The 14,053-nt window shown below is 33.6% G+C and carries 11 protein-coding genes; 3 read left to right on the top strand and 8 right to left on the bottom strand.

Features of this window, described 5'->3' with window-relative positions; genetic code table 11:
• Positions 1-86: 86 nt before the first annotated feature.
• The 5 genes from purU to BHE19_RS09570 form a co-directional block, all read right to left on the bottom strand.
• The gene (purU, locus tag BHE19_RS09590) at positions 87-941 is read right to left on the bottom strand and encodes a formyltetrahydrofolate deformylase (RefSeq protein WP_070906922.1); all 855 of its coding nucleotides are present in this window, start codon (positions 939-941) and stop codon (positions 87-89) included.
• An 87-nt stretch (positions 942-1,028) separates the two neighbouring features.
• A complete protein-coding gene (locus tag BHE19_RS09585; protein WP_070906921.1) occupies positions 1,029-1,754 on the bottom strand; it encodes a DUF4197 domain-containing protein in 726 nt (241 codons plus the stop codon).
• 256 nt (positions 1,755-2,010) lie between these two features.
• Positions 2,011-2,631, bottom strand: a complete 621-nt coding sequence (locus BHE19_RS09580; protein WP_070906920.1) for a hypothetical protein — start codon at positions 2,629-2,631, stop codon at positions 2,011-2,013.
• Between the two features lie 39 nt (positions 2,632-2,670).
• Positions 2,671-3,090: a cytochrome c oxidase assembly factor Coa1 family protein gene (locus BHE19_RS09575; RefSeq protein WP_070906919.1), complete on the bottom strand. Its 420-nt coding sequence runs from the start codon at positions 3,088-3,090 to the stop codon at positions 2,671-2,673.
• A 138-nt stretch (positions 3,091-3,228) separates the two neighbouring features.
• Positions 3,229-4,803, bottom strand: coding sequence for a L,D-transpeptidase family protein (locus tag BHE19_RS09570; protein ID WP_070906918.1), 1,575 nt, complete (start codon positions 4,801-4,803; stop codon positions 3,229-3,231).
• Between the two features lie 302 nt (positions 4,804-5,105).
• Here BHE19_RS09570 and BHE19_RS09565 point away from each other — a divergent pair, with 302 nt between their 5' ends.
• Together BHE19_RS09565 and BHE19_RS09560 are read left to right on the top strand one after the other, a co-directional pair.
• Complete coding sequence (locus BHE19_RS09565; protein ID WP_070906917.1) at positions 5,106-8,546, top strand: methylmalonyl-CoA mutase family protein; 3,441 nt, start codon at positions 5,106-5,108, stop codon at positions 8,544-8,546.
• Positions 8,547-8,707: 161 nt separating this feature from the next.
• Positions 8,708-9,952: a tyrosine-type recombinase/integrase gene (locus BHE19_RS09560; protein WP_070906916.1), complete on the top strand. Its 1,245-nt coding sequence runs from the start codon at positions 8,708-8,710 to the stop codon at positions 9,950-9,952.
• A 531-nt stretch (positions 9,953-10,483) separates the two neighbouring features.
• Here BHE19_RS09560 and BHE19_RS09555 read toward each other — a convergent pair.
• Positions 10,484-10,753: a helix-turn-helix domain-containing protein gene (locus BHE19_RS09555; protein ID WP_083342505.1), complete on the bottom strand. Its 270-nt coding sequence runs from the start codon at positions 10,751-10,753 to the stop codon at positions 10,484-10,486.
• 107 nt (positions 10,754-10,860) lie between these two features.
• On the opposite strand from BHE19_RS09555, the gene BHE19_RS09550 reads away from it, so the two are divergent.
• Positions 10,861-12,306, top strand: a complete 1,446-nt coding sequence (locus BHE19_RS09550) for a hypothetical protein (RefSeq protein WP_070906915.1) — start codon at positions 10,861-10,863, stop codon at positions 12,304-12,306.
• Positions 12,307-12,414: 108 nt separating this feature from the next.
• On the opposite strand, the gene BHE19_RS09545 is transcribed toward BHE19_RS09550, so the two are convergent.
• Both BHE19_RS09545 and BHE19_RS09540 read right to left on the bottom strand, forming a co-directional pair.
• Positions 12,415-12,978: a tyrosine-type recombinase/integrase gene (locus BHE19_RS09545; protein WP_070906914.1), complete on the bottom strand. Its 564-nt coding sequence runs from the start codon at positions 12,976-12,978 to the stop codon at positions 12,415-12,417.
• 177 nt (positions 12,979-13,155) lie between these two features.
• Positions 13,156-14,040, bottom strand: a complete 885-nt coding sequence (locus tag BHE19_RS09540) for a PDDEXK family nuclease (RefSeq protein WP_070906913.1) — start codon at positions 14,038-14,040, stop codon at positions 13,156-13,158.
• Positions 14,041-14,053 lie beyond the last annotated feature (13 nt).

Raw genomic sequence — 14,053 nt, 5'->3', positions numbered from 1 at the left:
GTTAACCCGACAGGTTTTTAAAACCTGTCGGGTTTGTTTATTTAAGAGGAAAATCTTTGTTTCTTTGAGCCTTTGCGACTTTGCACCTAAGAAAAAACAACTGTTTTGTTACTGTAAACTATTGTTTTTCTTTCGGCATGTAATTTTATGGCTCTGGCTAAAACGATGCGTTCTAAATCACGCCCTTTCATAATAAAATCCTCAACGGAATGTATGTGTGAAACTCTCGCAATATCCTGTTCAATAATTGGCCCTTCATCCAGTTGTTCCGTCACGTAGTGGCTGGTTGCTCCAATAATTTTTACCCCTCGCTTAAAAGCCGAGTGATAAGGTTTGGCACCCGGAAAGGCCGGTAAAAACGAATGATGGATATTAATGATTTTATTCTCGTAAAGCGAAATCAATTTAGGCGTAACGATCTGCATATAACGCGCCAGGACAATGAAATTAATCTGGTATTTTTTTAACAGTTCAATTTGTTTGGCTTCACCTTCTTCTTTATTGTCTTTTGTAAATGGAACACAGTGAAACGGAATATTAAATCGTTCGGCAACTGATCGCAACTCGTTATGATTACTAATGATGACAGGAATTTCTATATTTAATTCGTTAGCACTGTAACGCCCAAGAATATCAAACAGACAATGATCGTATTTGGAGACAAACAAAGCCATTTTAGGTTTGTGTTCCTGATTGTACAATTCCCACGACATATTAAAGTCGGTTGCAATGGTTTTTGAAAAATCTTCTTTTATCGATTCGGCACTCACATGTTGATTGGTGAGCTCACATTCCAGTCGCATAAAAAAGACATTTTGCTCTACATCAACATGCTGATCGATATAGGTAATATTTCCTTCGACTTTAGCAATAAAAGTGGTCACTGCGGCAATGATTCCTTTTTGATCTTTGCAGTGCATCAGAATGGTTATTTTTTGCATTTTGGTTTAGGTTATTGGTTAATCGGTTAATCGTTGATTGGTTAATTCGATTAAACGATTAACCAATCAACAATTTAACAACAAAAGCTATTTTTTGTCCTGCATAGCAAATACTTTCTTCAATAAAGGAGATGTTCTTGCATTGATGTTGGTACGAATGTCTTTTTCTTCTACAGCAATCATTTTAAAAACACCTGCTAAAGCCTGATTTGTGGTGTAATCAGTCAAATCCGGGTTTACTTTTCTAACCAAAGGAATGGTGTTGTATTTCTTGATTATGTTTGTCCAGATTACATCAGCACCTACTTTTTCAAAAGAAGTTTTGATTACGGGATTGAATTTGCTGTACAAAGCGGTTGTAGTGCTGTTTTGTAAATAATTGGTTGCAGCACTTTCGTTCCCCAATAAAATGTTTTTGGCATCGGTAAACGACATGTTTTTAACGGCAGAAACAAAGATTGGTGTAGCTTCTTTAACAGCATCTTCAGCAGCACGATTCATTGCTTTTATGCCTTCATCGGCAAGAGAGGATAAACCAATTTTTCGTAAAGTAGCGTCAACTCTTTGCAGTTCTTCCGGCATTAAAATTTTTACCGCTTCATTTTTATAAAAGCCATCCTCAGCGGTTAATTTGCTTACTTGCTTTGTAATTCCTTTGTTTAGGGCTTCCTTTAATCCCGAGGCAATATCAACATTTCCGGTGCCATTAATCTTTGACGATAATTGAGATAACTGATCTAAAGTTTTTTGTATCTGAGCATTAGAAGTGAAAGAAAATGTAAGCGTAAGTAACAGAAGTAGAATCTTTTTCATTAAAGTGTAATTTTATAAGTTTTCAAAAATACTACTTATTCAAAAATAAAGCCACAATTTTATTTTTAGAGAAGAAACCAATTTGTTGGAGGTTTAACAGTTTTTTTGAGGTTCTAAGGTGCTAAGGAATAGAGGCGTAAAGGTTTTATTTGAATAGGATAATGACTCTAGGGAGTTTTTTAGAATTAAAATATTTCTTCTGAAAATAAAACTTAGCACCTTAGTAACTCAGGATCTCAGAGCCTCAGTGTTTTTTCTAGAAAAAACCTCCATCAAGATTTTTTCGGGATATTTGTTTAATTCCGGTATTGGTGTAAGAATAACTTGACGCTTCCGTCCATTTCCAATTGGAATTAGTATCATTATCTATGCCAACTGCCGAGTAGATAATTTTGATGTTATTGTCAGTTGTGGCCATTTTTAGCCAGAGAAAGAATTCTTTATTTTTGGGTGTAGTCTCATTTTTGGAACAATATTGCAATCTTCCTAAAACTTCAGTATCTTCTTTAAACCATTGTTTTAAAAAACCTAAATGCGTTTCAGAGCATTGATATCCCAAGTTCAGAGCCCATAGAAATTTACATTTTAAGTTGCTCTCGTCTGCTTTTTTATCACTATCCCAGTAACAGTCATGGTCGACACCAGTAGTAACAAATCCAAGTGCTGCCCGTTGTGGATCGGTTAAGGTTTTGATGCATTCTTCGTTAAGCTGAAGAACACCTTGCTTATTTACCCAAAGTATTTTGATATAATCAGTTTGGGACGGAACGGTTTTGTTATCAGGTTTTTGGTTTATATTGTGAGGTTCGCTAGTTTGTGAGAAAACGGAATAATTGAAACTTAAAACTAGGGTTAAAAAAAGTAAACGTAGGCTCATAGTGTGATAGTGTAGAAAAGTATAAGAGAGGAAAGTATTTTATTTTTTTAGCAAATCAATTTTTTCTTTAGTGTCTTCAACATAAAGACTCATTTCATCGTATTTCCATGTTCCGTTTTTGGTGCCCACGACAAATAAAGTTCCTCTGCTTTTAGAACCCCTTATTGGAATTTGTAAGTTGCAATGCTCAACACTATTGCTTGAATTAACACTACCAGAGGCAACTCCGTTGTCTTCGATTGGACTGCCCAATTTCTCCAGCACTATTGCATTATGCTGCGCTTCGTTCATGGCAGATTTATAAGAATCAGATTCTTTGAGCATGGTGGTAACTCCAAAGACAAGTGCAGTTATAAACAAACCAAACAACACCACAAGACTTAAACATCCGGTTGGAACAAACCATTTCCAGTTTCTGTCCCACCAGCTTTTTTGAACTTCAGTATAATCGTCTTCCATAAAAAAAGGGTAATTTTTAAATTTGCATTTGAGTTATTAAAGATACTATTAATCTTTCAAACTCTAAATTCAAATCTAAAATTACCCTATTAAAAATTACAGCTCTTTTGATGAAGAGAACTAGCTAATTGTTAAATTTTAGTTAGATACTACTCCCGTCTGAGGAGAAACCGTTTTGTTTAATTCAGCATCTTGCTCATAAACATCCTGAAAGAAACCAATTTCTCCATTTTCATTGACCAACGAAGTAAAGTAAGTAATATAAATAGGTACTTTTTTAGTTAGTTTAAAACTATTTTCTGTTTTACCCGCCATAGCTTTATCTATTTTATCGGGAGTCCATTCAGGATAATCTTTAAGCATGGCAGTAGCTAATTCTTTTGCCATTTTTACGTTTATACAACCATGGCTGAACGTTCTTTTTTCAAAATCGAATAAAGTTTTAGATGGAGTATCATGCATATAGATATCATCAGGGTTCGGAAACATAAATTTTACTAATCCTAATGAGTTTTCAGGACCCGGTTTTTGTCTCACCTGACCATTTACGATTTCCATATTCTTTTTGGCCAGATAATTTTTATCCTCAGCGATTTTACTTTTCAACTCATTGTTTACAATACTTTGCGGAACGGTCCAGTAAGGGCTGAAAACGATTCTCTCAATTTCGCCATTAAAAATGGTTGTTTTAGTTAATGGTGCTCCAACAAAGACACTCGAAGACAGTTGCACCTTCCCATTTTTTACATAAATCAATTCGTACGAAGGAACGTTGACTAAAACATACTCATCGCAACCGGCCATTTGATCCGAAATAGTAAGACATCTCTCCATGTTAAGTTTTAGGGTCTCCATTTTATCGGCAAGAGGAACATTCATTTCTTTAATATGTTCTTCTGCTAAAATATAGTTAGGCTTGAAACCGTTACGAACTTTATATTTCATTACAGCATCCATTAATTCACGGTCGTAAACGTTACTTTTAGAATCCTTTTTTAAATCTCCCAATAAGTATAAACGGGTTCTGACTTGAGCGATAGTATTTGAAACAGCATCCGGACGTAAATCTTTATAAGGTGTTTCTTCCGGAACAATAGGTTTCCATTTATTAGAACGGTCTAGTTTTTTATATTTTTTCAGAACGTCCTGTAATTTATAATATTGATCATAGGTTACTTTAACATTTTCAGTGGTCGAAGTAGTGGCTTCTTCGATTGTACTGTAATTTAAAAAATCTGTCAGCATAGCATCATACGACATTTTTTTCCCGGCATCTGCATTACTTTTTTTGGCGTAAGCAATATATAGAGAACTCAAAAGCATATCTGCATCTGTTTTAGACAGCTTTGTTGCTGAAGAAGAAAAAAGAGCATCGATTTCTTTTTGATAAGGAACAATCAAATCATTCGTTTTTTTAGCTTTTTGATATAATGCAGAACCAAACTCATTGATGGCATCTTCATCAAACCAAATAGTTCCCGGAGTTCTGTTTTTGTATAAAGACATGACGTCAGACTTATATCTTTTCAAATCAGAATATCTTTTAAAGAAGTCATTTGAAATTTCGTTTACATTATCAGAACCTGAATTCTTGTAAACGGGCGCGACAGTTGAAGTTTTTTTATACGAAACGTTCTTATGATCAGTTTTGGCAAAAGAAGAGACAAAAAAACTTAGAACTATAATTAGGCTGAGTGGATATAATGTTTTCATTTTTTAAATTTTTACGGTGTTACTTTTGTAGGTAGTTTTAAGTAAAAATTTGGGGTTTTTCTATACTACTAAATTACTTTATAGTGTTGATTTATAGGTTCTTGTATTTTGTTTAAATATTTCAAGATTTCCATGTTGTTAACATTTTTATAAGACTTATATAGGATAAATCAGCTTAGTATTCAAATTGTTACCCCTCTAAAAGAAAAAAGATTCTTTTTTTTGTTAACAAAAAGATATTAGCATGATCAAATGTTGTAATATTTTGTAAATTGCTCCCTTAAAATTATCATATTCATAAAATGGAACAACAAATACCATATATTCCTAAAAATAAAGTAAGAATTGTAACCGCAGCCTCTCTTTTTGACGGACATGATGCAGCGATAAACATTATGCGTCGTATTATTCAGTCAACCGGAGTTGAGGTAATTCACCTTGGGCACGACCGTAGTGTTGAGGAAGTGGTAAATACCGCTATTCAGGAAGACGCGAATGCGATTGCGATGACATCGTATCAGGGAGGACATAATGAATATTTTAAATACATGTATGACTTGCTCAAAGAAAAAGGAGCAGGACACATTAAAATTTTTGGAGGCGGAGGCGGAGTAATCCTTCCAAGCGAAATTTCAGAATTACATGAATATGGTATTACAAGAATTTATTCTCCGGATGATGGCCGTTCTTTAGGTTTACAAGGAATGATTAATGATTTGGTTCAACGTTCAGATTATCCTATTGGAGATCAGTTAAATGGAGAAATCGATCATATCGAAAATAAAATTCCAACCGCAATTGCACGTTTGATTTCGGCAGCAGAAAACTTTCCTGAAATCGCAAAACCTGTTTTTGATCAGATTCACGAAAGCAATACCGATTCTAAAATTCCGGTTCTTGGAATTACCGGAACGGGTGGAGCCGGAAAATCATCTTTAGTGGATGAACTGGTTCGTCGCTTTTTAATTGATTTCCCTGAGAAAACAATCGGATTGATTTCTGTCGATCCGTCAAAAAGAAAAACGGGAGGAGCATTACTGGGTGACAGAATTCGCATGAATGCCATCAACAATCCTCGTGTGTATATGCGTTCGCTGGCGACACGTCAGTCGAATTTGGCATTGTCTAAATATGTTGCCGAAGCCATTCAGGTTTTAAAAGCAGCAAAGTACGATTTGATCATTCTTGAAACTTCAGGAATCGGGCAATCCGACACCGAGATTATGGACCACTCTGATGTATCCTTATATGTAATGACACCGGAGTTTGGAGCAGCAACACAATTGGAGAAAATCGACATGCTTGATTTTGCCGATTTGGTCGCTTTGAATAAGTTTGATAAAAGAGGTGCTCTTGACGCCATCCGTGACGTTAAAAAGCAGTACCAGCGCAATCATAATTTATGGGATAAAAATCCGGATGAAATGCCGGTTTTCGGAACCATCGCTTCTCAGTTTAACGATCCGGGAATGAACACGCTTTATAAAGCGATCATGGACAAGATTGTAGAGAAAACACAATCGGAGCTGAAATCTACTTTTCAGATTACGAAGGAAATGAGCGAGAAAATCTTCGTGATTCCGCCACACCGAACTCGTTACTTATCCGAAATTGCAGAGAACAACCGATCTTATGATGAAATCGCAGCTTCACAGCAAAAAGTAGCGCAGAAATTATACGGAATTTTTAAAACCATAGAAACCGTTTCAGGGAAAGTTCCGCAAATTAATAAAGCGGGAATCGATGACGACAGCGTCATCCTGAGCGAAGCCGAAGGATTAGACGAAAACAGAATCTTTTTAAACCTATTACTCAATCAGTTTGACAAAGTAAAAATGGATTTGGATCCTTACAATTGGGAAATTATCCTGAATTGGGACGAAAAAGTAGCCAAATATAAAAATCCGGTGTACAGCTTTAAAGTACGAGATAAAGAAATTAAAATCGCTACACATTCAGAAAGTTTATCGCATTTGCAAATCCCAAAAATTGCTTTGCCTAAGTACGAAGCCTGGGGCGATGTTTTACGTTGGAATTTACAGGAAAACGTTCCGGGAGAATTTCCATTTGCGTCAGGATTGTATCCGTTCAAGCGTGAAGGAGAAGATCCGTCAAGAATGTTTGCAGGCGAAGGTGGACCGGAAAGAACCAACAAGCGTTTTCACTACGTAAGTGCGGGATTGCCAGCAAAGCGACTGTCGACTGCTTTTGATAGTGTGACTTTATACGGAAACGATCCGGATTTACGTCCTGATATTTACGGAAAAATTGGTAATGCAGGAGTTTCGATCTGTTGTCTGGACGATGCCAAAAAATTGTACTCAGGTTTTGATTTGGTTCACGCCCTGACTTCGGTAAGTATGACCATCAACGGACCAGCACCAATGTTATTAGGTTTCTTTATGAATGCGGCAATCGATCAGCAATGTGAGATTTACATTAAAGCCAACGAATTAGAAAAAGAAGTTGAAGCTAAAATCAACAAAATATACAAGGAAAAAGGAACAGAACGTCCGAAGTATCAGGGCGATCTGCCGGCAGGAAACAACGGTTTAGGATTAATGCTTTTGGGTGTTACGGGAGATCAGGTTTTACCTTTGGAAGTGTATAACGATATCAAAGTAAAAACCTTATCACAGGTTCGTGGTACGGTTCAGGCCGATATTTTAAAAGAAGATCAGGCACAAAATACCTGTATTTTCTCAACGGAATTTGCTTTGCGATTAATGGGGGACGTTCAGGAATATTTTATTACACAAAACGTTCGTAATTTTTACTCTGTTTCGATTTCAGGATATCATATTGCTGAGGCAGGAGCCAACCCAATTACACAGTTGGCTTTTACGCTTTCGAATGGTTTCACTTACGTGGAATATTACTTAAGCCGTGGCATGAACATTAACGATTTTGGACCAAACTTATCGTTCTTCTTCTCAAACGGAGTAGATCCTGAATATTCAGTAATTGGACGTGTGGCGCGTAAGATTTGGGCAAAAGCCATGAAAAATAAATACGGAGCCAACGAAAGAGCGCAGATGCTAAAATACCATATTCAAACTTCCGGACGTTCGTTACACGCTCAGGAAATTGATTTTAATGATATTCGTACCACTTTACAGGCTTTGTATGCGATTTACGACAACTGTAATTCATTGCATACCAACGCATATGATGAAGCGATTACCACACCAACCGAAGAATCAGTGCGTAGAGCCATGGCGATTCAGTTAATTATCAATAAAGAATTAGGTCTGGCGAAAAACGAAAACCCAATTCAGGGATCGTTTATCATCGAAGAATTAACCGATTTGGTAGAAGCTGCCGTTTTACAGGAATTCGACCGTATCACAGAACGTGGCGGGGTATTAGGTGCTATGGAAACCATGTACCAGCGTTCTAAAATTCAGGAAGAAAGTTTGTATTACGAAACCCTGAAACACAACGGAGATTTCCCAATTGTGGGTGTAAACACCTTCCTGAGCTCAAAAGGATCTCCAACGGTAATTCCGGCAGAAGTAATTCGTGCTACCGAAGAAGAAAAACAATATCAAATTACGATGCTCGATAACTTACACCAGTTCCACGAAGCAAAAGTAAACGAGCACCTGCGCCAACTACAGGAAGCCGCCATTAAAAACGAAAACTTATTCGCCCATTTAATGGAAGCGACTAAAGTTTGTTCGTTAGGGCAAATTACTTCGGCCTTGTTTGAAGTAGGCGGGCAGTATAGAAGGAATATGTAGAATAAATAATTAGCCTAAATCAAAACGAATAAAAATCTTGTGTTTTCAATGCTTTAGCTGTTGTTTAGACTTTAATGAATTTATCGGGATACACTTTTGGTTGACTAATTGTTGGCTAAAAGTGTATTTTTTTATTTACATTTGATTTCAAAAAAATAAAGATGGCAACTATTAAATATTTAATTCAAAGCAAAAATGAAAATGCCAACATTTATGTTCGTTATTCATTGAATAGAGAATCTGTTTGGAAACGCAAGACTGGTTTCGTAGTTAGTCCAAATGATTGGAATAAAGATAAAGGTCAGCCAATACTGAAAAATCAAGAATTGAAAGCAATTAAGTTTAAGTTGGATAAATTGTCTCTCTTTATTAATGAAGCTTATAACAATCATGTAGATAAAGGAATAATATTCACTGGTGAATGGTTACAATATCAAATAGACTTATTTAATAATAAAGTTGCTGTTGTTGACTTAGATGTACTAACTAATTCTATAGATTCTTATATAGATAGTGGAGATAATTTAACTAAAGGCTCTATCAAAAATTTAGAAAACCTGAAAAAATTTATTACTAATTATGAGGTTGATAATTTAAAAGGTAAGCCAGTGATTATTAGAGATGTTGGTTTGGATTTTATTGATACGTTTAAAAAATATCATAAAGCTAAAGGTCGTTCTGTGAATTATATAGGTACTTATATTTCAATATTACGAGCGGTTATTAATAAGGCATCATTAAATGGTATTGTGACGCATCCACAGTTTAAACAAATTAAATCTATAAAAGAAGTCAAAGAATCTGAAGAGATTATAATATTGACAGAAGCAGAACAAGAGCTTATAAAGAATGTCGACTTAGTACGTGAAGCACACATCAACGCTAGAAAATGGCTATTGTTAGGCTGTTTAATTGGACAAAGAGCAGGTGATTTACTTAATATTACAGACAAAAATATTAAGATTATAAAAGGTTCGAAAATTATAGAATTAAGACAGCAGAAAACGGGTAAATTAGTGGTTATTCCATTAATTCCAAAGGCATTAGAAATAATTGAAACGGGGTTACCATATAAAATAAACTTGGAGCATTTTAATCATTACAGTAAAGAAGTATGTAAAGAAGCTAAAATTAACACCAAGGTAAAAGGTAAAATGCGTATTGATGATAAAAGGACTTTGACCTTTGGAGTATATGAAAAATGGCAAGTTATTAGTTCTCATGTTTGTAGGCGTTCTTTTGCGACTAATTTTTATGGTAATATTCCAACCTCAGTTTTGATGGGCATAACTGGTCATGGAACAGAGCAAATGTTTTTAAAGTATATTGGCAAAACGACATATGATAATGCTTTTCAAATGTTAGATTATTTTAGTAGATTGTCTTCTGACATAGAACAAAATTAATCTACCAACATCAACAATTAAGAATCTGCAAAACTATCTATTACAAAAAAGACAGTTTGTTAAAAATTAATTATTGATTATATTTGTACTACTTACACATGAGGTAAGTACCGATATCTACAATTTTGAAGTTGTTGCAAAGAGTCGGTTTTAGTGTAATTAACTTCAGCCCGTTAGCGTTAGTGTGCATTAGTTTGCAAAGTAAATTTTTTTACAACTAAAACTACATCCAATGAATTGGAAAGGGATTTTGGGTATTGTCATAGTAGTCGCTACGGCTATTAAGCAGTACTTAGACAACGAAAAACAGTAACTGTCTATGAAAATTAGACAGCGAACAATAGTAACTGTCTAAAAAAATAGGGTAGCTTTTGGCTACCCTATTTTTATTTAAGCTCTCATATAAGATATTCTCTGATTCTTAAAATATCTTTTTGTTCACAGTGTTCATGTTTTAAAAGCGTGAACAAAAAGAACACAGAATAAACTATAAGCTCATATAAATATCATCAAGCTCAAAATGCGAGCTTTTTATTTCAATGTTTTAGTTAATTCGAAATCAAACAACTCTTTAGGTGAAACATCCAGACCTCTAGCAATTTTAAATATTGTACTAACGGTTGGATTTATTATTGCGGTCTCAATTCTTGCAATCTGTGATAAAGTAATTTCTGACTTATCAGCAAGTTCTTCCTGAGACATTTTTTTTTCAGAACGTAGCTCCTTAAGTCGTTTAGCCAACAACATTAATCCTTCTTTATCGAAGATTAGTATTCTAGTTTTTTTATCATTCTTTTCCACTTATCAAAAAGAAGATATTTACATGAAAATTGTTATAGCGCTTATGCTATAAACGTATATATTTGTGAAAAAAATCATGTTCACTAATAAGTAAATACTCTAAAAAAATGAAAAAAAAAATCGTTCTACTCTGTGGTATTAAATTTCTCTTTTTGGGATGTATTCTCAGTCCCATTAAAATAAATGGTCAAACTTCTTTTTCTCTTGAAAATTTAAAAGAATCAAATTTTGAACCTTTCCCATATTATTTAGACGCAATAAAAAATGATGGGCAGGCAAAGAGTAGAAATAAAGCTCAACATTGGAAAGATGAACTTTTCATTAAAGATGGATTATTGTTTGTGCCTCGAAGTAGCAATGGTGGTCAACATTGGCAACTTGACGGTTTTTCCGTATATGACTTAAATAAAAAACAATTTGGTACAATTGAATATTTAGATGGAACTAATTCTAACGCCAGTAAATTAGGAGCTTTAAATATTTTACGCCCAAATTTTGATGAAGATTTATTTTTCACTTTTCGTAATTCAAAGGTGTATAAATCGTCCTATTTTATAGACGATTATAGTAAGTTTGAATATTATAATTATCCTCGTTATAAAAACGAACAATGGAGCTATTATTCACCAGATGTCATGTGTGAATTTACGAAAGTTGGCACATACGTTGACATAGAAGAAAATGGTAAGATTTATAGATTTCAAGTTACAAAAAATACGCTTACGGAAGACCAATCATATTTTTTTACTATTGACAAAAATAGAAACTATGCTATGAGTTCCAAAGCTGTAGATATACAAAATCAAAATGGTTATGTTTATATTCAGTTATTTAATAGTTCAAAAGCATTCATTAACATGAAAATGCTCAATGTAAGTTACATTATTGAAAATAGTGACATGCCACAAATGATAAATAAAGGTAATGGTGTAGTCGAAACTAAAGTTGGAGTTAAAGCTTATACATGGGACATTGATTCAATGGACTATTTAAATAATGGCAATATATTATTAAACATTAATCTGTATAACCAATACAAAGTTCATTATCCAACTAGCCTACCAATGGCTTCATCTCATAAATATCAATTGGCCATTATTCTGAACCCAAAACTACAGCTCGTAAAATACAATTTCATTGTAGACGCTGACTACAAATTATTCAGTAAAAACAGTAACGACTTTTTTGAAATTATTTCAGATGGAGGAAAAATAATTTGTTATGATGAAAACCTAAATATAAAATGGCACAAAGAATTAGCTACAGAAAATGGCAAATCAGTGGGGCAAATTTCATATTTTAAGCAGATAAATAATTATTTATATCTAATGGGAACTGCTACAAATAAATATCATATTGGTTTAAATGACCCAATTATTTGGAAAGTTGATACTCAAAATGGAAAGCTAATTGATGAAGAAGTTATTAAACTTAATCAATCTCCATCTTTTTGCAACGGTTTTACCTATTATGACAATAAACTATACTTATTAGTAAATGATGGAAGTAGCAATAGTCAAATTTTAAAAAAGTCTAACTTAATTATTGATTAGGATGCATTTTTTTATTGCTTGAGCAAACTATTACATGAGAATTACATTTTCTAGTTTTTTGTTCACGGTGTTCACACTTTAGAAGTATGAACATCGTGAACATGAACACTACAAACTCATGTATATATCATCCAGTTCCTCTTGTCTGATTCCTAAGTATCTTTTTGTTATCGCTGGTGATGAGTGATTGAATAATTCGCTAAGGTATAAAAGAGCTTTATCGCTTTCTCCATTATTAGCCCAAACTTGACGACCAAAAGTCTTTCTGAGGGAGTGACTACTAATCGCAACGTTTTTAGTTGCAAACATTTCTTTTAGTTTACGGTTTACATATTGTACCGTTATTACTGTTGACTGGTTTGAAGTGAAAATATGACCACTTCTTATATCTGTTCTTGTTTTCAGAATTTCGTAAGCATTCTTAATATTGTCGTTTAATCTAATAACACGCTTCTTATTAGTTTTAGATTCTACTAATGAAATTGAATCCTTTTCTAAATCCTCATGTTTTAATTTCAAAATATCTGAAATTCTAAGTCCAGCGTTAATACCAAACACAACCAAGAATCCTAATTTATAGTTATTTTCAGTTTTGATGATTTTCATTGCTTTGTTCAATGTTGAATCAAAATTTAGATAGTCACTAGTTGTAATAGAATTTTTAAGGCTCATGTGGTGATTATTAATTACTGTAAAGATAGTAATAAAAGTTTCAAAAACAACTATATCAAAACAAAAGTGAAACTTTTTTAGTTTTCAAATTTATTAAAATCATGTCAGCCCTTTACTGGTAAGGGTTTGGCTAAAACAAAAAGTTTCACTATTGTTATTAGTGAAACTTTTGTTATTTTATAATTCTGCTAGTTCTTTATTTTCGCTTTCTCCAATCAACTCCCATTCTCCCCATTGATTATAAGGAAAGTAGGCATTATAGTCATTTAATTGGTTATCAAGTATAAATTTCTTTCTTAATCCACTAAAAGAAAATGTTTCGTCCGTTCCTGTAATCTTCAAACATTTGCTTCCTTTCCTAACAATTTCAGCAAAATTATCAACTCCTTTGTTATTTAAAGGAATATATCTCACTTTGTGGCCAACTAACAATTTTCCTTCATTAAAAAGCTTTGTGATAAATCTACCATTACGTTTATTTTCGTCTGTTGTAAAAATTTCATTGCGTTTAATTAAAAAATTTCTCGCTACAAGTTCACTGTTATCGTCTTTGTAGTAATTAAATGTTACTGCATTTATATTTAAGCCTTTCGTCGATAAATAGTTAATAACTCTTTCAGTAATTGCATCAACTTCAGAAGCTACAATTAAAATTTTTTGATTTTCATTAATTTCAATTTGCTCACCGTCATCAAAATTTTTGTTTAAAAGCTCATATATTGATTCATGAATATTTTGTTTTTGAAGAATGGCAGTAAGGTCTTCGGCCTTTAAAGTTGAAGCCCAAGCAGTATAATCCAAAGCTTGAGCTACAACATCTCTAGTTGTATTTCCTCTTTTTAGTTCGATGATAATCAAATCACCACTACTATCAATAGCTAACAAGTCAATCTCCTTCAAATGGTCTGTCTTAATTTTCGACCCAATTAAAATCGCATCGGGAAGAATAATTTTTATATCATTTTCTATCCATTTATGAATTCTGTCTTCATAATCCAAATTAGACTTATTGAGTTCAGTTAATATATTGTGATTTACTTTCCAGATTTTTGTTTCTTGCATTTTTTGATTGTTT

Source organism: Flavobacterium tructae (assembly GCF_001853485.1).
GTDB lineage: Bacteria > Bacteroidota > Bacteroidia > Flavobacteriales > Flavobacteriaceae > Flavobacterium > Flavobacterium tructae.
This window is presented reverse-complemented; position numbering and strand designations above follow the sequence as displayed.